This window comes from Chloroflexota bacterium, from assembly GCA_016219275.1.
In the GTDB taxonomy this organism is placed as follows: Bacteria; Chloroflexota; Anaerolineae; order UBA4142; family UBA4142; genus JACRBM01.
On the sequence record JACRBM010000066.1, the window covers coordinates 14,277 to 35,017 of the forward strand.

Annotated in this window: 15 protein-coding genes; 4 read left to right on the plus strand and 11 right to left on the minus strand. The window is 53.5% G+C overall.

Annotated elements, in window-relative coordinates; genetic code table 11:
* Positions 1 to 22: 22 nt before the first annotated feature.
* The 8 genes from HY868_18465 to HY868_18500 all read right to left on the minus strand — a co-directional run bounded on the left by HY868_18465 (position 23) and on the right by HY868_18500 (position 13,322).
* Entirely contained in the window at positions 23 to 1,417 is a 1,395-nt protein-coding gene (locus HY868_18465; GenBank protein MBI5304125.1) for a CpaF family protein, read from the minus strand.
* 3 nt (positions 1,418 to 1,420) lie between these two features.
* On the minus strand, positions 1,421 to 1,894 hold the full coding sequence (locus HY868_18470) for a hypothetical protein (protein MBI5304126.1): 474 nt from the start codon (positions 1,892 to 1,894) through the stop codon (positions 1,421 to 1,423).
* A 59-nt stretch (positions 1,895 to 1,953) separates the two neighbouring features.
* The gene (locus tag HY868_18475) at positions 1,954 to 3,327 is read right to left on the minus strand and encodes an AAA family ATPase (GenBank protein MBI5304127.1); all 1,374 of its coding nucleotides are present in this window, start codon (positions 3,325 to 3,327) and stop codon (positions 1,954 to 1,956) included.
* Positions 3,328 to 3,343: 16 nt separating this feature from the next.
* Complete coding sequence (locus HY868_18480) at positions 3,344 to 4,627, minus strand: hypothetical protein (GenBank protein ID MBI5304128.1); 1,284 nt, start codon at positions 4,625 to 4,627, stop codon at positions 3,344 to 3,346.
* Between the two features lie 276 nt (positions 4,628 to 4,903).
* The gene (locus HY868_18485; GenBank protein MBI5304129.1) at positions 4,904 to 8,101 is read right to left on the minus strand and encodes a tetratricopeptide repeat protein; all 3,198 of its coding nucleotides are present in this window, start codon (positions 8,099 to 8,101) and stop codon (positions 4,904 to 4,906) included.
* Positions 8,102 to 8,209: 108 nt separating this feature from the next.
* Positions 8,210 to 8,518: a hypothetical protein gene (locus HY868_18490; protein ID MBI5304130.1), complete on the minus strand. Its 309-nt coding sequence runs from the start codon at positions 8,516 to 8,518 to the stop codon at positions 8,210 to 8,212.
* A gap of 967 nt (positions 8,519 to 9,485) precedes the next feature.
* Positions 9,486 to 9,710: a hypothetical protein gene (locus tag HY868_18495; protein ID MBI5304131.1), complete on the minus strand. Its 225-nt coding sequence runs from the start codon at positions 9,708 to 9,710 to the stop codon at positions 9,486 to 9,488.
* Positions 9,711 to 10,130: 420 nt separating this feature from the next.
* The gene (locus HY868_18500) at positions 10,131 to 13,322 is read right to left on the minus strand and encodes a tetratricopeptide repeat protein (protein ID MBI5304132.1); all 3,192 of its coding nucleotides are present in this window, start codon (positions 13,320 to 13,322) and stop codon (positions 10,131 to 10,133) included.
* A 627-nt stretch (positions 13,323 to 13,949) separates the two neighbouring features.
* On the opposite strand from HY868_18500, the gene HY868_18505 reads away from it, so the two are divergent.
* The 3 genes from HY868_18505 (at position 13,950) to HY868_18515 (ending at position 16,955) form a co-directional block, all read left to right on the plus strand.
* The gene (locus HY868_18505) at positions 13,950 to 14,174 is read left to right on the plus strand and encodes a hypothetical protein (GenBank protein ID MBI5304133.1); all 225 of its coding nucleotides are present in this window, start codon (positions 13,950 to 13,952) and stop codon (positions 14,172 to 14,174) included.
* Between the two features lie 265 nt (positions 14,175 to 14,439).
* Entirely contained in the window at positions 14,440 to 15,945 is a 1,506-nt protein-coding gene (locus HY868_18510) for a recombinase family protein (GenBank protein MBI5304134.1), read from the plus strand.
* Positions 15,946 to 16,562: 617 nt separating this feature from the next.
* Positions 16,563 to 16,955, plus strand: a complete 393-nt coding sequence (locus HY868_18515) for a recombinase family protein (GenBank protein ID MBI5304135.1) — start codon at positions 16,563 to 16,565, stop codon at positions 16,953 to 16,955.
* 339 nt (positions 16,956 to 17,294) lie between these two features.
* Here HY868_18515 and HY868_18520 read toward each other — a convergent pair whose 3' ends face one another.
* On the minus strand, positions 17,295 to 18,464 hold the full coding sequence (locus HY868_18520; protein ID MBI5304136.1) for a restriction endonuclease: 1,170 nt from the start codon (positions 18,462 to 18,464) through the stop codon (positions 17,295 to 17,297).
* 200 nt (positions 18,465 to 18,664) lie between these two features.
* On the opposite strand from HY868_18520, the gene HY868_18525 reads away from it, so the two are divergent.
* Positions 18,665 to 20,041, plus strand: coding sequence for an IS66 family transposase (locus tag HY868_18525; protein MBI5304137.1), 1,377 nt, complete (start codon positions 18,665 to 18,667; stop codon positions 20,039 to 20,041).
* A 107-nt stretch (positions 20,042 to 20,148) separates the two neighbouring features.
* On the opposite strand, the gene HY868_18530 is transcribed toward HY868_18525, so the two are convergent.
* Positions 20,149 to 20,325, minus strand: a complete 177-nt coding sequence (locus tag HY868_18530) for a response regulator transcription factor (GenBank protein ID MBI5304138.1) — start codon at positions 20,323 to 20,325, stop codon at positions 20,149 to 20,151.
* 61 nt (positions 20,326 to 20,386) lie between these two features.
* Positions 20,387 to 20,692, minus strand: coding sequence for a hypothetical protein (locus tag HY868_18535; protein MBI5304139.1), 306 nt, complete (start codon positions 20,690 to 20,692; stop codon positions 20,387 to 20,389).
* Positions 20,693 to 20,741 lie beyond the last annotated feature (49 nt).

Below are 20,741 nucleotides of genomic sequence, written 5' to 3' on the forward strand. Positions count from 1 at the left end.
TGAATCTCATATCCTGAAACATCTAGCGTCTCCGCGTCCAGGATTCAGGAGTGCCCATGGCTCTCGGCGCGGGCGCGAACGGCATTGGATCAACACCGCGATCTCGCAAGCGGTCTGCGCGTGCAAGTGGATAAGGTGTACGAACCAAGTCTCCGCGCTCTGGATCGCGCATAAAGATCGGTTGATTCAAAATGCGATTGCCTTGTTCGACGGAACCGCTGAGTTCGATGATCTCTTCGACGCGTCGTTTCCCCGAAAACGGATCGCGCCGGAGAAAGGCGACGATGTGAAATGCTTCGGTGATCCACTCGGCAACCGTCTTGTCGTCGATCATACTGCCTTCGGAGGCGAGCTTGGTGAGTTGTACGAGACGCGTAAGCGCTTGCCCTGCTGAGTTGGCATGCACCGTCGAGAGAAACCCTTCGTGCCCCGTATTCGCCGCGAGCAACATATCAAGCGTCTCTGCACCGCGCACTTCGCCGACGACGATGCGATCAGGACGCATACGAAGTGCGTTTTGGACTAATCGTCGCTGAGTGATTTCTCCAGTACCTTCGGCATTGGCGTAGCGAACGGTCTGATAGACGACATCTTGAATCGGCAATTGCAATTCGCGCGTATCCTCGATCACAATGACGCGCTCGCCTTCGGGAAACAAACCAGCAAGAACATTCAAGAAATTCGTCTTACCGCTCGACGTTCCACCGGCGACCAAGATTCCCAGTCGCGCTTGAATCGCGGCTTTCAAGAATTGTGCGGCGGCTTCCGTAAGCGATTCCAGTTGTACCAAGTCTTGCATCTGGCGCGCGACCAAACGATGACGCCGAATCGTCATCGCCGGGCTGGGTGTGGCAACGGGCGCAATCGTCGCATTGAGGCGACTGCCGTCAGGCAACTGTGCATCGAGAATCGGATTTGCCAGATTGACTTGACGACCCGTCGGCGCGACCAAGCGATTGATGAGTTCGACAAGACTATCCGCATCGCCAGCATTTGTCTGCGTGCGATGCTTGCCGGTTTCATCGATGACCCAGATGTCTGTGCCGTTGACGATGATTTCTTCGATCCGTTCATCTCGTAGCAACGGATCAAGCGGCCCGAAACCCAGCACATCACTAACAATCCGTCGTACGATCTCGTCATCCGGTAAGTCGAGGACAGGTAACCCCTGGACGGGTTGCGCCAGCCGATAGTCGGCAATGATTTGGCGAGTCAGCGTCTCGACCTTCTGACGGGTTGCTTCTGTTGGATGTGAAAGTTCGTATGGGTCAGATGTCGCCATTAACTTCTGGCGCACTTGGCGCAAGACGACGCGATACGGATTCTCGCCCGCTTCAGGTCGTCGCAATGCGGCACCAACGAGTTGAGATAGTTCACTTGCTTTCGCCGTGGATGAGTTGAGGTTCGGTGACGACATTGGCTATTCCTGGCTTGTCTCCGGCACCCATCGCGCGAGCCGACGCAGCGAATCCAGCACGGCGAGCGTGGCGCTCAAGTTCACGATGTTGTAGTAAATGACCAGGACTGTACCGAATGACCATTCCACGTTTAGAACAAGGAGCCAAGCAAAATTGAAAAGCCACAATAAGAGATTCGCGCTGGCGACGAAACGCCATCGCTCGATATGCTGCCGCAAGGTAGTTAGCTCAAAGCGAAACAACGCACCGATGAGCACCGCGTTGATTATTCCCACCACTGCATTGCCCAGCACCGGAATTCGCCAAGGCGTATTCCATTGATCCCAAGCAAACCCGCCATGGAACAGCGCATATCCTAGCGCGCCGCAGAGAAATAACCGCGCCACGAACTGCTGGAGTTCTGCCGCTGTTCTTGGTCTGGGTGCAAGCCATTGCTCGAACATCATGCTTATTCGCTTGAGCTGCGTCTTGATCATCCTGCACTCCTTGTTTTGTCTCTCTCACTCATTTCGCATCCTTCACCCATTTGACTTGCTTACGTGCCAAAGACAAGATTTGTTAGTTTCTTTCCCAGCCCTTCGCTCTTCTCACCACCCAACTTGCCACGATGCGTCCAAACCTGGGTCACAGGCGGATAAAGTGTTGAAGCAATCGAGACGATGGCACGCGCAATCTCGCCGCGCGAATCAATCACGAGCGGGTAACCACGATTGAGGGATGCCGTCACTTTGGGTCCACCATCGGGCACGACACCTACTTCGGGCATTTGCAGCGCATTCACGATGTCCTTGCGTGCGATGCCATGTTCGGGATGAAAACGATTCACGACGAGCCGGAATTTCTTTGCGTCGAGTTGCACGTGCTTGAACAAGGTTTCCATCACCTCGCCGGTTGCGCGTACGCTCGCGGCATCGGGGTTGATGACGACAAAGACATAGTTCGCATCGCGCAGGGCTTGCAAATGGAGTGCGGAATTCGTGTCCTGTCCTAAATCCATCACGACAAAGTCCGCCATGCTGCCGACGACACTCAAGAGTTCGTGCATGTATCCGCGTCCCAGTTCGCCTTGAAAGTATTCGTCGCCGCCCATGAACTGCTTGGGAATTCCGACGAGCACGCGGAGATTATTGCGAAACGGTGTCAGGTGTCCCTGCACTTCACTCGGCGACAAAACTGATTGTGCTGAGAGCATCCCAACATTCCCATTTCCACGATACCCTTGCGTCGCCAAATTCATCTGGTAACGCCGCGCGAGCGCAGCGATATTTTTCGCAATCACCGATTCAGGAAAACCCAGATGAATGTGAGTGTTGCCACCTGCCATATTGGTATCGATGAGGACTGTGTTACGATTGGCAATGACACCTAGCACAGCGGCAAGGTTTTCCGAAATCGTGCTCTTACCGACGCCGCCTTTCGCGCCCCACACGGCGACGGAACTTTTCTCCCAGCCATGCGTCGCAATGATCTGGGCAACCTGGGTTGAGACCTGGGGAATATAGGACGGCGACGAACGCTCGCGCAACGCATCCTGTACTGCTTGGTGTCCCATCGCGACGAGCGCACGGGCTTGCGCTTCGCCAATCGGCAGATCGACGTGTCCCTTGATGCCGAGCTGATAGAGTTTCGAGCCCCAATCGCCTTGGGGTGGAATCGCGCCGAGTGTGACAATCGGCTTGCTCTCGTGATGGTATAATCTCTGAATATCGTTTGGCTCGAACGCGGGCAAGGCTGGATCGATCAATACGATGTCCGCATCGAGCGAAGTTGCATCGCTAACGATGCGTGAACCATCCTGCGTCCACGTGACGATCTCGATCCCATTCTGATTCCCAGGACCGAACATGGCATTCAGTTGTTGGACATCGCCCCATTGTCGCAGGGCTAGCAATAACTTGAGATTAGACATAGTAAGGTTAGTTGTTCTAAACCAATCCGCTATCGCGCCGTCGCTTGCGAATGAATCTCACGACGGCGACAAAGAGCACCAGCAATACGACGCCACAGGTGAGAGGCAAGAGAAATGCACCGATGTCAAGTCCGGTCGGAATCGTCGCCGGCGGAACCGGCGTGGGTTTCGGGGGATTTGCATTCGCACGTGTTGGCTGTGCAGTCGGCTGTGCGCTGGAAGGCTGGGTCGACTGACCCATCCCAGGAACTGCGGTGGGTTGTGATTGAGCCGGTGCGACCTGGGTAGGTTGCGCCATAATGGGTTGACCTTGACCGCCTGCAACTTGTGATCGTTCGCGCATCATCCACGCGAGTACGTCGTTGAACGTGATGCCGAAGGTGGGCGATTGTGCGCCATTCGCGGATTCGGCTGTCTGTGCTGGGAGCAGGACGACGTGGACGCGCCCATTATCTTTGCCAAAGGTCAAAAGTTCGACGCTGGATCGCGGCACGAGCACGGTAATGGTTTGAATGTCGCCTTGAATGTAGGCGGGCTGCGATGTGCCTTCTGACGATTGCGATTGACCGAAACTTCCACCCGATCCGGTGAATGCTGGGTTTGGAACCTGTTGAAAACGAACGGCGAGCACGGGCACGTTTTGAATTACAACCTTGTCAGCAGGTAGATTCATATCGGTTGGGCTAACGCTACCATTGTTAGTCATCGGATTCAGCGGCGATTGATTCGGCGGCAAAGTTGGAACAGGGCGCACTCCACTTGGTGGCGTCGGACCAAAAGAAACGATAGGCGATGCCGGTGTAGGAGAAGTCAGCAAATTCGAGAACGTCGTGTTGCTGCTGGTCGAAATGTTCCCAGGTGCAAGACCGACGACGAGATCGACCCAATCCCCGGGTGCGATCTGGCTCGGCGCGGTCTTGGGATCAACCGGAATCACCATCGCGACCTTGTCGGGATCAGTCATCACGAGCGCGAGGCGACTCGTCGCTTGCGGATTGCCAGAGGCGACAATCGCGCTTTTTCGTAATGGCTCACCCGCATGAATGTTCTCTAGGACGAACCCGCCGACGTACTGATCGCTCTCTTCGCGTTGAATGAGAGTTTGCGCGACCTGGGAATTGATGCGTTGGGCATCTATTCCAAGTGCATTCGGATCGAGCGTCGAGTAGGCGGGGATGTCCTGTACAGCAATGACGACTGAGTACGGCGGCGGAGCCATCATGCCGCCGAGCATGAGGAAACCGACGAAGGCGAGACCGGCGAGTAGAATGCCGATGGTGAATGTGGCCGAACGAAGCATCCAACGTTCTCCGTATCAAGGGTTAGCGGATCTCGCCGTAGGGCAAAAGGCAGAAACCGCGAAAAAATCTGCCCCAATTTTAACAGGCAAAAGTGACTCGAAACTGAAACTAAACTGAAAGTAAGACCCAATTTTGAGGAAAATCGAAAAATTCCCGAAAGTTGATCGGCTGCCCGCGTCCAATCTGCCTTCATCGCGATCAAAACGACGCATTCAAAGTCGAAGGACGTAGACACGCTTGGTCTACGTCCTTCGGCTTCCTCATACTCAGGGAAGTTACTGGACGAATTCCGCTACAGGCGGATCGTTGGCAATCTCTGCGTATACCGCTTGAGTTTCTTGGCTGGGCGCGCCGAGATTCAATTCTTCACGCAATACGTGCACACAGCGTTGATACGTCCTCGCCGCGCCGGCGCGGTCGCCGGCTTTGAATTGAAGTCGCATCATGGCTTGATAGATGTCCTCGCGATCCCGATTGATGTCGATCAAAGTCTGGTAATAGCGCAGGGCTTGAGCGTAATCGCCGTGCCGTCCATAGATGCCTGCCAACGCTTGCAGCGTGTCCAAGTATTGCCGGCGCAATTGGGCGCGGATGCTTTGACACCAGTCGCCATACGATTCGGCAAAGAAATCACCGCGATAGAGCGCGATCGCCGCTTCGTACGCTTCGATGCGTTCGGAGATTCCTTTAGATGTGGCAGCGCGAGCAAGACAGTCGCTAAATTGCGCGACGTCATAACTCAAATTCAAATTGGGCTGCAGCGAATACACCGCGTCCTCATAGATTATGCCATTGGGAATGACACGCCGTAGGCGATAGGTGGTCGAATGAAAGACCTCGCTCGCCGCCGCGACGTTCTTGCCGGGCCAAAGTGCTTCCACGATTTCTTCTTTGCGTAATCCCTGGGGGTTTGCCAACAAGAGAAATAAAAGCTCCTTGGTCGCATGCGTTCCCCAATCGTCGAGCGTGATCTGACGATCTCCGAGCATGACGCGACTCATGCCAAAAGCTTGGACGCTGAGCCGTACTGGCGCAGATGAGGTATTGCGATCCAGGGCAACCAGCGCCGCGTACAAGCGGTTGAAATAGTGGGGCTGAATTTTCTTCGATTGCGCGTACTTGATCAGCGGCAACAATTGAACGCGCTCGGCGACGATGAAGGGTATAGCCGTGGGTTCCAAGCCATCGGCTTGGCGCGCGAGTTCTTTCAGTTCCTTTTGCGCTTGGGCAAACTTTCGTCGTGCGAAATACGTTTGGGCAAGGTAAAGGCGCGCGCGGAGATAATCGCGCCGCATCGTCTTGAGTAGTTCTTGCGCGCGGTTCAGATGAAGGATCGCGTCGCTCATCCGTTTCTGCTCGCACGCCCAAATCCCCAACGCGGATTCCACAAGACCCATCTCGTAATTGGATTGGTGCTTTTCGGCAGATTCCTTCGCCTCTTGCAAATAACTGGTGACCTTATCAGCATCACCGATCATGCGGCACGTCTCGCCGAGCGCGACCAATCCATACGTCAAGATGAATCCCTCCATGCAGCGACCCCGCTCAATCGCGTCGTGATAATATTCCATGGCGCGCGCCAGTTGATCCAGGTCGCGGTACACATCTCCCAGACTCGCGAGCGCAAACGCTTCACCGCGGCGCACGCCGTGTTGATGAGACCAAGCCCGCGCCTCTTCCAGCGTCGCCAGGGCACGCGAATAATCACCCGCGATGTGCTGACCCACGCCAATGCTATTGAGCGTCATTGCTAGACCAGGAATGTTGTCCATTTGCTGCCACAGTTTAAGCGCTTGTTGATAGTAATCATCCGCCGTTGGATCGCCATGAATCCGCAAACACGTTCCAATCTCGTGATTGAGCCACGCGACACGCGTGGTATCGTCGAGGGCTTGATAAAGTTCCAAAGCTTGCTCCAGTTCGCGAATGCATTGAGGATAAGCGCCCAAATGCACATGCGCCGTTCCCAGGATCCGATACGCGCGCGCTTCATCGGGCTGGGCTTGATGACGTTGTAAAACCTTGACGACCTTCAGGCACTCACCCACGGCGTCGCGATAGCGACCGCTGAGATTCCACAGCATCGCCCGCCACACGATCACTTTCGCGACGGAGAGATCATCACCTTTCTGCTCGTAGAGTTCAATCGCGCGCGTATAGGCATTTTCCGCTTCCTGATTTTTTCCTGTCTCGGCGAAAACCTTGCCGCGCGTCACGACCAAGTCGGGATGCGCGGTTAAAATCTCAGAGGGTAAAGCATCGATCCATTCCGCCAGAACCGACCAGCGTCCGGCGTCGAACGTCGATTGAGCGATGCGTTCCGCCAAACGCGCCGCCGCGTCAAACATTTCGGCGGCGAGATAGTGAGAGATGGCTTGTCCCAGCGAAGAATCCTGGGATTCGAAAAACTCTGCCGCGCGGCGATTCAGCGTGCGCCAGCGCGCAGCATCTGTTTCGATCAAGCGCCGTCGCAGGAATTCGTGAAAGAGGTTGTGATAGCGATAGAGTACGCTGCCCGTCTGATCGCCCAGTCGGATCACAAACAAATTCCGTTCCTCGATGGTGCGCAACAACTGGACGGTGTTTTGGATTTCAAATACCTGATCGCAAACGACGGCATCCAAGCGACTGAAGATGGACGAGTCCAAGAGAAAGCGTTGAAGTGGCTCGGGCAGATGCGCCAGCGTTTCACTCGCCAGAAAACGGAAGACATTTTCCTTGGCGTCTTGCCCGTGAATCCGCTGTTGAAAAATACTGGGCCAGAGTTCCGGGGTGGTCAACAAAATGCCAGCGATCCAACCTTCCGACCGCTCGGTGAGATCGGCGGCTTGGTCGGGCGATAGTTCCATCTGGAAATTTTGTTTTACAAGCGCGCTGACCTCCTCGGCGGTGAAATGTAGTTCGTCGTCGCCCAGCGCGGCGACGTGCTGATCGAGTTGCAGGCGCGTCAAATCCAGGCGCGTCGGCAAAGTGCGCGAGCAAATGATGAAATGAACTTTGCCCGGCAGCAGGAAAAGCAGCGTGTTGAACAGATGATTGACCGGCTCTGAGTCGGCGACGCGGTGATAATCGTCGAAGATCAAGACAAAATGCTCCGAGCCGGTTCCTTGTAGTTCGGCGGCAAGCGCGCTGATCACCGTATCGAAATCCCGGTCGGTCGCGCTGGTGGACAGAGTCTTTTGAGCGCGTTCGCCCACTTTCGGAAATCGTCCGTTGATCGAGGCGATGAGATTCTCCAAAAAGACTTGGGGATCGCGGTCCGATTCTTCCAGACTGTACCAACAAACCGGCAACATCGTCTCGTGAGCAAAATCGATCAAGAGCGAAGTTTTGCCGGAACCGGCGGATGCGGACACAATCACCAGACGGCGATCCATGTGTTCGTGGAGAAAGCGCACCAGGCGCGTTCGATGTAACAGTCGCTGGTTGCGACTGGGCAGTACGATCTTGCTAGTGGTAGGAAAGGTAGTCACGTTTATTCATCCTTGATTTGATTTGATTCGAGCAAAGATTCCGAGGTCACATTGACCTGGAGTACGAACACACCATTGGCCGAAGATTCTTCGATAATGTTGCTGCGTTCAAGCGTCTGGCGGGTTCCATAATTCGCGGATAGCCTCTTGTAGTTGAGCGACCCGCTGGTTCATCTGGATCAATACGGCAAGAATGGTTCTGGCTTCACTGCCGGCAAGCTCTTCAACGCGGATGATTTCAAGTTTGCCCAGTCCTTCGTCCAACTGTTTCAGTACGTTTCCGACTGTGCCGCGCATGGCATTGCGCGCCATCGCTTCGGCGATTGGACGCGGAAGCGTCGCATCAAATTGCAGGAGCGCCGTCATCCAGCGTTGCACATACGATTCTTGCTTGGAAGTCTTGCTTGGGTCATTCATTGTGTCGTGTCCTCAAATTGAAGAGTGTATCAAGAGAAATCGGAGAAGGTCTATTCTTCGATTCATTGCGATTTAGATTCGGCAGTGATCTTTGTCACTCGTGTCCGACAAAGATCACTGCCGAGGCACACTCGACTCACGCCAGGCAAAGTCTTAACCTGGGTGGAAGACATCCGCCAGCCTCAAAAACAATGGGTTACTGCGCGATCATTTTTTCGTTTTCGTTTTGGAACTTGTCGTGCCAAAGCCGTCAGGACAATTTCTCCTGATCAACTCGTCGCATTGCCTTTTAAGAGTCAATGCGAAAAAGCGTTCGTTCCGGATGGTAGAGCGTCGTGCGGGCACTGCGTTGTGCATGTTCGGTCAAGCCTCCTTGAGATAAAGTGTGGATCATGGGCGAGGCTTGCGGCGCTTCCAAGCATCGGCGTCGAGTATCTTGGTTGCGATTATACGAGCCGCGACTGACAGAAAACTGAAACTTGACTGAAAGAACGGCTCGATTTGGCTTGAATAGGGCGCTTCGTCGCGCAAAACTCGACGACTGCCTATATGGGTGATGATTTTCGATCTTCGGGAGATTGCGTGAGAGAAAAGAGGAAAATTGGAGGAGGCGCAGGGGAGTACGTCCGCACGTGGATTCCTTCCGTGCGGCATGTCGAGCGTGAGGAATTATCTCGACCGCTCTTCGCGTTCAAACTACAAACGCGAATAATATCGACGTACTTTAGATCAACTCAGAGCATCACCTCCGTATGCCAGGTCGATCTGTCAATGCGTACTGACAGATCGCCACCATTCGCTGTCAGCCATTCCTCTCATCCAATCTACTTTAGCGCATCGAGACCTCCATAATTTTGAAACTGGATCGCACATCTCACCGGAAGGGTGACCATGACGACATCTAACGCGTCAAGATCACGACCATTTTCCGATGGCGCATCTTGACGAGTTCCATACATTCAACGCGTTACGCGCGTTTTTCCAAAATCCATCGTGCGATGGCTTGCACGAAAGAATCGAAATCGGCGGCGTGAATTTGGGAAAGCATTTCTTTTTCTTCTTCCGTCAAATCGAACCGCTCTGTGTAATATCCTGCGGCGGCGGCACGTAATGGGTCGCGCACCAACAGTTTTCTAAACTGCTGATCCACTATCCCGGCGCACACGAGACGATTTAGATCTCGCTGGCTCATTTGAAACTCCCGCAGCCGACGAGAATCGCAGGATCGAAGCGACGATTTTCATCAGCCCAACCCGTTCGCCCCGGCAATTCGCCGCTTGCAGCGGAAAACCGGACCACCAATAATTGCGCGCTTGACTAACAGCGAATCTGACCACAAGACGCGATTTCTGTTGCGACGACAGCCAGCGTCCGAGTTGCAAAAAGGATCATGGTGATCAGCCAGACCGTACGCGGCGAGTTCAACCATGTATAGGCACACTTGAAGTAATTCATTTGGATGTCCTCCGAATTCATTTTTCGGAGGCATCCTACAAAAACCTTGTTTCCAAATTGTTGACAAGATAGGCACAAAAAAAGAGTGGACTGTCTTCACAGTCCACTCCACACACGTTCGTCGAATTTACTTGGCGCGTTTACAAATCAACCTCACTCAGCGATTCATTTTGAGGATGTCCTCGTAGAGCGATTGGATGTCGCGCCCAGGTTGCATGTTCATTTCCTCATGAAGGAGTTGTTTCAGCTTTTCGTAAAGGGCAATTGCCGCCGCGCGGTCACCCATCGAGACGTACGTCTCCATCGCACGTTTCCACGCGGTTTCCAAGAATGGCTCCACTTCGGTTGTTTTCAAAAACGTAGAGAGCGCAGAACCCAGGTCGCCGACTTCCAAATATGCCTCACCTAATGGCATCAGCGCCTCGTTATACACAAGCTTCAATCGTTCGCGTTCGTTGAGTGCCCAATGCGCGTCCAGGCGTTCCAGATATGGGCCGCGATACAATTCCAAGATCGGCTGCAAGCGCGCGATACGAGCTTGGGCGCTGAGCGCCAGATGCGCATGCGCCAAACCGCGTTCCAACTCTTGGACATCGTACCATTGATTCTCCGGTGCCAGCACGTATTGACCATTGACGAGTTGCACCGGACAAATCGCTTTACGAATCCGCGACACCGCAATGCGCAGCGCACCGTCGGCGCGTTCGGCGGACCAATCAGGCCAAATGAGATCGGCAATTTCCTCTCGCCGCGCGCCTTGCGGTAAACGGCTGAGGAGAAAGAAGAACACGTCTCTGACTTGAGTACGGATTTGCACAACTTCCGAACCGTCGACGACGATCTCTTCCTGTCCCAGAGTCCGAATGGTAAGCGAAGGAACATTTGTCGTGGTCGAGTCCGGCTCGGCGATCAGAATCGGCTGCATTTGTCCAAAAATCCGTTTGAAGCGTCGCCCGATGGGTTTCAGTCCGCTGGCAAATCGCAACGTGTCGATCGTCTGCCGACCTTCCACTGCTAAAAAGTGATCGTACCCCAAGGTTTCGACCAGGGCATCCACTTGGATCAGATGACGTTTAGCTTCATCCTCACGCTTTTGAATGCGACAGAGATGCGCGAAATGATATTCCGCCACAGCTTCCAAATGCTTGTTCCCAGCGCGCCGAAAGGACTGGGCGGCAGCGTCAACCAATTTGTAAGCCGATTTGAATGCTCTTCGGTCACTTGCCAATAATCCCTGGGACAACTTCAACTGCCCGCGTGCTACAAGCGATTTGAGATCGATTCCTTCGGCTGCCAATTGAAACCACTCGCGCGCGCGTTCGGGCGAACCCAGCAGACGTTGCATGTGTCCGAGAGCCACGCGATTGTAAAAGATGAGCTGTGCTTCTTGCCCCATTTCAGCGGCTCGCAAACTTTCTGTATAGAACTCCATGGCGCGAGCATATTGACCCTGGTCGCGCCACAGATCGCCCAACGACGAAAGAACCGCAGCTTCAATTCTCGCCCAGCCGCCCTGCCTTGCCTTGACCAGCGCGTCTTGGAGAACGTGTTCCGCCGCCTCGATTTCGCCTCTGAAGAGATAAGCCATCCCGAGGTTGTTGAGTGTGTTTGCCGCGGCATTGGAATCGTCCAGGCGTTCCCATAAAGCCAATGCTTCTTTATAGCGGTCGATGGCTTCGGCGATGCGACCGCTTGCCCGCGCTACAATCCCCAAATCGGAATTCACGTTCGCTTGACTGACTAAATCATCGCCGACCTGGAAAAGTATGCGCGCTTGTTTCAAGTCGGCGTACGCTTCCTTTAGTTTTCCAAGATGATATTTCGCTAGACCGCGCAAATGCAGACTCGCCGCATGCAAATGCTCGCGTGCCGGGCGATTCCTGACCTTGCCGAGTAACGCCACAAGCTTTCGACTTTCGGCGATGCACTCGCGATAGCGACCCAGGAATCGCAAAACGGTGGCTTTGAACACGAGCTTGTCGCCGGCGGAAGCATAGTCGCCGGCCCGGCGAAAACCCCGGATGGCTTGATCGAAGAGCAGCACGGCTTGTTCCTGCTCGCCCTGAGCCATACAAATTTTCCCTTTGAGGCTCAACAAATGCGGATTCGCCAATACCTTGCTTTCCGGCAAGATTTGAACCCAATGCGTCGACCTGGCAATGTCCGAGCGTTTGCGTAGCGACGCTTCGACGGATTGCAAAATCACAATCGCTTCTTCGGTACGTCCGAGAGCAAGATAGATTTCGACAGCGCGATCCCATTGTCCCTGCTGTTCGTTCAGCCGGGCACACGCCAATTCAAGTTGTTCAAACCAAGCCGGGTGTTCGCTCTTCAAACGCGTACGCAAAAAATCGCGGAGGAGCGGATGATAGACAAACAGATCATTTGCTCCCTCCAAGCGCGTAAGGAAGAGTTGTTGCTCCCACACGATTTCCAAATAGGTTTTCGAGTCAGCTAACCCAGGGAGCTGGTCGAGAAGGTCCGGCGAGAGTGGCTCGAGCACCGCGGAGCCAAGCATGAAACGACGCACCTCCTCCGGTTGGCGCGCCAAGATTTGTTCGGCGAAATAGTCAAATAAGGAGCCGGTGATTTCCGGCGCGGTCAACACATCTTCCACGAGGGAACGCCAACCGGCGCGTTGTCCCATCAACAACAACGCCGTGATCCATCCAGCCGTGATTTGCGCTAGCTCTTGAGCGCGGGACGTAGGAACCGTCAGTCCATAGTTTTGTTGAACGAACGCTTGTATCTCCGGCGCGGTGAAGCACAACTCGTTGATTCCGATTCCATCTATCTGCCCGCGCGCACGCATCAAGATTTCGTCGGGCAAGTCGACGAGCACCCGCGAGTTGATGAAGAAATGACAATCCTCGGCAGCGTATCGAATGAGCCACGCGATCAGTTGACCGATCATTTCATTTTCGATCACGTGACAATCGTCCAAGACCATAACGACATGATCGGGCAAACGAGCCAGCTCATTTGCCAGCAGAACGACGATGGATTGCAGAGATTCTTTAGTCTCTCTGGATTGCTCCAACGCCGCCAGCGCCTGAGCGCCGAACTTGGGAAAATGAACTCGAATCGCTTCGACGAGGTACGCCAGAAAGACATGCGGGGTGTTGTCGAACTCATCGAGGGTGAGCCACGCAACGGGGAAATCAACTTCATGCGCCCAGTCCACGAGCAGACTGGTCTTACCATAACCTGCCGGCGCAGAAATCAGGAAAACCTGTTTGTCGACTTGAGCGTGGAGGTGATCGATCAAACGCGGACGGCGCAATAGTTCGCGTCGGCGTTGAGGAAGACGAGTCTTGGCAATGGCTAAAGATGACGTGCGTCGAGTCATTCCGCTCTCATTATCTAGGCATGGTTGCGCGGCCATGAATAGGGAGAAGAACCAATCCAGGCAGCGGATGATCGTCGTGAGGGCATTGTGTCAATTCGCTCTTCTGGTTGAGAAGCCGCGCAATTATTTTCGTCAGAGCGCGATGAACAAAGAAAGAGGGTGATGCAGGGGTAGTCCGAATAGCAACAGCAGGAAAGCACACGTAAAAAACATTATAGCCCGGATAGTCATTTCGTCAACGTTCCAACGCGTTCCAACGCGGAAATTTTACCAGTCGAGTAACCGCAGCCCCATCTAGTTAAGGCAATGGAGCACGAAATCAAAGGATTTTTCCAAAACAGGTCTTCCTTTCAGTCATTCTTCAGTTTTCTGTCAGAATCGCCTGCTATAATATCTGCAAGAATTTCGCCTCATTCTGCCGTTGAGAGACTCGAAATTCTCTCCATCTCGCGTGGCAACAAGCTAATCGCGAGTTATCCAACTATACGCCAATCTATCGAACTGAGAGAAGAAGACATGTCGGAAAAATTTCTAGTTGCCTGGGATTTCTCGAAAAAGGCAAATGCAACATTTTACAGAATCGTCAGGGACGAGTTCGGTACATCTCACCCCGGTGGCGCGTACGAAATGATTCAACGCAGCGTCGCCATGTGCTGCGATGATTTTACGGCGAGTCGCATGGTCGCGTTAGCTGAATACTTTGGCGCGCAAGTGAGATACTTTGCGATTCGGCGAACTGACCTCAATGGCGAAATGCTCGACAACGCGCGTGCGTTCGTGGATCGCATTCTACATCAGCGTCTCAGTCATCGCGGACGACGTCCTTCGGCGAAAGCCAGGAAACGAATTTAACGATGCAATTACATCTTTTTAAGTATGACCAATATTGATTGACCCAGGTGAGTGACTCGTGAAGAAAAAGAAAATCTTTCCCATTCTCGATCCCGTCGTCGACGATCTCTGCGCTCTGCTCGCGCGTATCTACGCGAGCGACGCTGAATCAAAAAACGACGCAAATAGCAAAGATACGCCAGCATCAGGCACATCTGTGTCTGATGAACCACCTACATCAAATCCACCTCAGTCGTAAATCATTATCCAAGGGGAAGAATATCGAATGGTTACTCAAGTCGCGCTTTATGCGCGCGTCAGCAGCGAACAACAAGTCGAAGGGTTTAGTATCGAGGCGCAGCTCCGCGCCATGCGCGAATTTGCCGCCGCGCAACATTGGACGATCTTTCGGGAGTACGTCGACGAAGGTTATTCGGCGAGCACCGCCGAGCGTCCTCAATTCCAAATCCTGTTACGCGATGCGAGCGTGCGCCTTTTCGACGGTCTGCTCATTCACAAACTGGATCGCCTTTATCGCAATGTGAGCCAGCTCCTCGAAATGGTCGATACGCTGGAGAAACAAGGCATCGCCTTGATTTCCGTACTCGAGCGCATCGATTTCAGCACGCCCTCCGGCAAAATGCTGCTCACCAACATCGGCATGATCAGCGAGTTTTACTTGAACAATTTGCGCGAAGAGACCGTCAAAGGCAAATACCAACGCGCGCTCTCGGGTCTATGGAATGGCGATATTCCTTACGGTTATTGCAAGGGCTTGTGCAGTCGCTGCGACGATCCCAATGGAAAAGGCTATTGTCCGGATTATGGACAGTCAGACAAGACCGTGGATCGTCGCTTGATCGCGCATCCCAAGGATAGCGTTGGGTTGAGTCTCGCATTCACCTGGCACTGCGCGGGCAAATTATCAGACCAAGACGTGACCGATCAACTCAATCGGTGTGGCTATCGCACGCGTTGTAAATTGACGAAGAAACCCGATCCCATCCACCCCGGCGGCTCTAAACCGTTTTCGAAAGACACGGTTCGCGCGATGCTCAAGAATCAGTCCTATCTGGGTTTGGTGAAATACAAGGGGCAATTACTGCAAGGCACGCATCCGCCACTCATCACGCGCGAAATATTCGAACAGAGCCAGGAGGTACGCAAACGCTGGCATCGGAATGCATCGCAGCGACGAGCCGCGCCCAGGGTGTTCATGCTGACCGGCGTTTTGCGCTGCGCGTATTGCCATTTCCCGATGCGCGGTACGACCAATCCCGATGGCACACGCTACTATCGGGATACGGCAAGGGAATACAGCAAGTTGTGTCCGCGTCACGGCATGTTGACAGCGGAAGAACTGGAGTTGGAGCTGCTGGATCAATTGCATCGCGTCCGCTTGCCGGACGTGTGGCGAGAGCGCATCATGCAATTGGCGACGGCTACACCGGAGCAATCCCAGCGCGAGGAAAAGCGACGTCTGCTCAATTCACAACTGGAGCGCCTGCAAAAGCTATTTGTGCAGGGCGATATGGCGGAAGAAGATTACGATAGGCGGCGCGAAAAGATTCGAAATGAGTTAGAAGAAATCCTCGCCCAGGAGCCTGCGATCATCAAGCAAGCGACGCGTGTGCCCAAACGATTGAGTAAATACATGGATAGCGCGAGCCCGCTTGATCGGAAACGGATTGTCGGTATGTTGTTGCGCTCGGTCCATGTGGGGAAGAATATTGAACGCATCGAACCGCGCAAGCCGTTCATGGAATTGTTTCCAGGAGATCGACGTACCTAGCGAATAATTCCAAATCAACTTCAAGTGAGTGGAAGCGCACCTTTACAAACGAGAGAATCACACAAACTTTGCGCTGGCAGGACAAATGTTGTAGAATCGATTCAAACCTGGGAGATTACAGATCGATGGCTGAGGATTGGATCACAACACGCGAAGCGGTGAAATTGAGCCAGTATCATCCAGACCACATTCGTATACTAGTGAGAAGCCGCCGCATCAAAGCGCAAAAATTTGGCGAGGTTTGGCAGATTAGTCGGAAGAGTCTGCTGGCTTACTTGCAAGAACAAGAGAAGCGCGGCGAAAGGCGCGGGCGTAAGCCATTTGACCTGAGACGGAAAAGTTAGTATAATCGTGGCATAAGATAATTTAATCCCAAAACATGCCGCGCAAATGTTACCAGCACTTGCACGGCACTAACCCAACCCACCGAACGAGACGGCGGGCGGGCTGACCCTATTTTACCACAAACCAGGGCAACCTGCTAGAACGGCGGGCTGCCCTTTTCGTTTTCTCGTGGGGAGGTAAATCGGCAAGAGAAAATCTTGAAACGTTCCATATATTCAAGCAAGCCAGAACGCGAGTTTGCACAACAACCATGAGCAAAAGGAGCCAATCACATGAAAGCTGTCATTTACGCGCGAACCGCCACGACAAAGCAGGTTCAACCTGATCACAACGTCAAAGCACAGATTTCCAAGTGCCGCAAGTATGCGAAAGAAAATGGTTTGGAGGTGGTAAAAGAGTTTGCCGATCCAGGACGTTCAGGCGCGACCTTGAATCGACCGGGATTGAACAAGATGCGCGAACTCGTCGCACGCGATTCCATCCGCGCAGTCGTGATCGCCGACCTCGCTCGCCTATCGCGCTCCTCGGCTGACCTGTCCGTTCTCGAAAGAGAGTTTGGTCAGCGGGGCGTAAGCATCGACTGCGTTACGCGCGGCATGTTCGATTCAATTTCAAAATCTATGCAAGCGCGGGGAACAAAGAAGACCAAGCGAACGTCGCGCTGAGACATCCGCTCGACTCATTCGCCGTTGTCGTCCCCGTTTCTCGAATCTCAACTGACAAGCTCGCACCCGTGTGAAATGCACATGGGTGCGAGCTTTTGCAACCTATGCTGTTTGAGCTTTGTTAGGGGAAGAGGAACTGGGTATGGACCTTCACCGATCTGATAGAAAATCGGTTGTGGGCACGAGTCATTTCCGTTTAATGGATGAGCTCAGGCACGCCGCGGCTTGTCCATCGAGACCTGCTTGAATAACCGCTGCACATAACCATTTCACGTCCCGATTCAAGGCCGCGAAGCGGCGTCGCCTGCAGTGCGTGTTGAGTGCGTGCGGGATTTTGGCTTACTTTGGTTTTCCAAAGCGAAACCTCTGGATTTCACGAAGTAGCATTGACCAAAATGTGATCTCGCCACTTGCGAGCGCTTGAAGATCATCACTATCCAAGACAATGCAGGTATTTCCGTCTTCGTGAAAGGCTCTCCTTATGAGGCTTCGCGCCGCTGTCTCACCCTTTATCTTTCCAGTAACGTCACTTGCAGCAACGATAACGCCAAAGCTACAGTGTGTGAGTCGCATTCGATGAAGGAAATAACCGACGTCTCTCACCTGCATTGGCCTTTCCCAATTCTTGCATTCTACAAGAAAGTGCCGACCCAGAAGTTCGGCTGTCAGATTGCTGGTAGGATTTAGGTTGCTGACAAGCACATCTGTCTCGAATCCTTCGTTTTCATCGAGAATATTTCGGCTGGGGAACCAGCCAGGGATAAGTAGAAAAAGATACGAGGCCAGGTACTCCAACGTATCGCCTTTTTCCTTTGTAGAAGTTGCGGGGGCGTGTACGCGGTCGAGCAATGTGCGAAAGTATGAGAGCGAGATAGGAAACTCACGGACTGATGATGGTAATGAGTAAAAATGCTCATACGCTGTGTCTTTCAGCGCAAAACGAACAACGACATCCTCGGCATACCAATCGGCCTTGGAAGCCTGTGCAGACCCAGATTTAACAACCTTCAAGTTTTCGTCTGAGACTTCCTTCAATGCGCTGAGTTCTGCTTCACTTGACCCAAAAACAGTCCGTAGCCACTGTCTGCCTGCACCACCCCCTTCGCCATGCTCGCTGAGTAAATCTTCTGCCTGAGTCAGTAATGCCCATCGAAGCGCCGCACCCATATCACCTTGTCTAAGATACAACTGAGTAAGCTTATAGGCATTGCCAGCCCGATATATGTGCCGCTGTTCGTTTAGTTGGCGTGTGCCTACATTGTGCCACCAACTAAATAGAAGCTGTTCAGCGGCAGATACAAATCCATTCTGGGCAAGGAAATCTGTTGCGACGAAGTAGCCGCCCTGTGCATCAAGGTGATTCGGGCCAAGCGAATCGCATTCGCCACCAAGGTCACAGGCCTTTTTCAGCCGCTCTTTGACGGTCTCAAGAAAGCCAACCGGATCAAAATTGGCTTGATTTGCGGCTGCGACCTGTATGAGTGCTTGTATTTCTTGTGGAACTGTCATGGCAGTCCTCCTGCTTGAATATGCAAGAGCGTTTGGAGACAATCGCCCAACGGGGCGGCGCGAAGCGTCCGCTCGAACTATGTCTTATGCGGACGAAGTTCCACATAAGCTTTCGCTAGGGTTGTTATGCAGAATTTTTTCTGTATAACTGCCGTAACTGCTCACAACTTTTTTGACGATGAGGTGTTCTAACCGACGAAATGACTTTGCCCTCACCGGATTCGCTCAACAATCTTACCCGCGAAGAACTGCTGGCACTCGTTGTGCAGCTGATCGCCGAGGTACAACGATTGCAAGCGGAAGTGGACCGGCTCAGCAAGCCCCCGACCACTTCGCAGAATTCGTCGCAACCACCCTCACGCGATCACAAACGCAACGTGGCGGTCAAGTCTGCACCCCGTCCCCATGGCGCAAAACCTGGTCACGCAAAAGCAGTCCGTCCACTGGTCGAACACCCGGACACCGTGATCGAGAGTCCCGTGACGACCTGCCGGAACTGTGGCACGGACTTGCACGCCGTCACGCCTCAGCGAATTCTGCGTCGCCAACTCACGGAGTTGCCCGAGATCACACCGGTCGTCATCGAAACACGCCAGCACGAAGTGGTGTGTCCGGGATGCCGACAACTCCAACGCGGCACGTTGCCTGAGGGTTTGGAAGCCACCCGCCAGTTTGGGCCACGCTTGGAAGCCCTGGTGACCTATTTCCATCACGAACACCACATGGGCTTTGAACGGCTCCAAACTGTCCTAGCCGATGTCTTGGATATTCCGCTGAGTGAAGGCGGTGCGGTCGCAATGGTGGAACGTGCGGGTACCGCCGCCCAACCCGAAGCCGAAGCGATTGGCGAACGCGTGCGGCACAGTCCAGTGATCGGCAGCGATGAAACCAGTGCGCGGGTCAACGGGCGCAACTGGTGGGAATGGGTCTTCCTGAGTTCCGTTGGCGAATATCATGTGATCAAACCCAGTCGCGGTCAAGATGTGATTGATGAATTCATGGGTGACCACTGCGCCGACGTGTGGCAAAGCGATTGTTGGAGACCGCAATTGAACGCCCCGAGCCAACAGCATCAACTATGTATCCCCCACCAGATCCGCAATCTGCAAGGGTTGATCGATCAACGTCCGCACTTGACCTGGGCGCGTGAGGTGCAAGACCTATTCCGTGCGGCGGTTCATCTGCGACATCGGCGGGATGACCTAACCCCAGTGGGTTTCCGCCGTCAAGTCACCGTCATGGAAAAACGCTTGGATCGCTTGTTGCAACGACGGGTGACCGGACGGTTAGCGCAGAACTTGCGTGAACGCTATCGGACACATCGGAACAGTTTGTTCGTCTTCTTGCATCGCACCGATGTTTCGCCCGACAATAATGCGTGTGAACGCGCATTACGCCCTTCGGTCGTTCATCGCAAAGTGCTGGGAAGCTTTCGATCCGAGTGGGGACCGAAAGCCTACGCCGCGTTGGCATCGGTTTTGAATACCGCCAAGCGGTCGGGCGCAAATGTCTTTCAAACATTGGTCGCGTTGATGGGCAAACCTGTTTTGTCTTACCTGGCTTCGCCAATCTCGTGAGCAGTTACTAACTGCCTATGTGCCGATTATATGCCGGCTCCCAGGAAGTTCATGTGCAATGAATCGACCCAGTTTGTTCGATTCCGTCGCATCGTTCCCCCACTTGATCAGTCCCAGTCGAATCGCCTTCGCCCCGCCTGCGTGCGATCATTCGTTCCCAGTTTTTGCAAAATCGTGTGCGCGTATCCTTTCACCATGCCGGGACTGAGCACGAGTACTACGGCATTCGCTTGGTTCCTCAAGCGCAGAATTTCTTTTTCGCGCGCGGTCAGTGACTTGGGCATCCGACAGGACAAAGTCCTATGATAAGATGCTTTAGGCATTTAGCCAATGAATACCCCAGAGTTATTCTCCATCCGAATCCGCCATGGTTTTTGGATTAGGAGTTTTTGTTGGTTCTTTAGCGATGAGTTCTTCAATGTGTTTGATTACATCCGGTCGCGTTTTCCCAAACCGCTTGAAGTAAATCCTTTCGATAAAGTCAGGCAGGGGCGCTTTCCACGGTTCCTGCTTGGTATTCGCCAACGCGCCCAATTTTTTGGGATTCATGCCCAACTCGCGCGCCATTTGGACGTGAGCATCGGAGAGGTGATATTTCTTGCGCGCGTCGATCCACGCTTGATCTTTGGCGGCATTCTTCTTTTTCGACATCGGTCCCTTTCATTCGATCTGGAAAACGTCCGCGTTCCTCGCCGGCGAT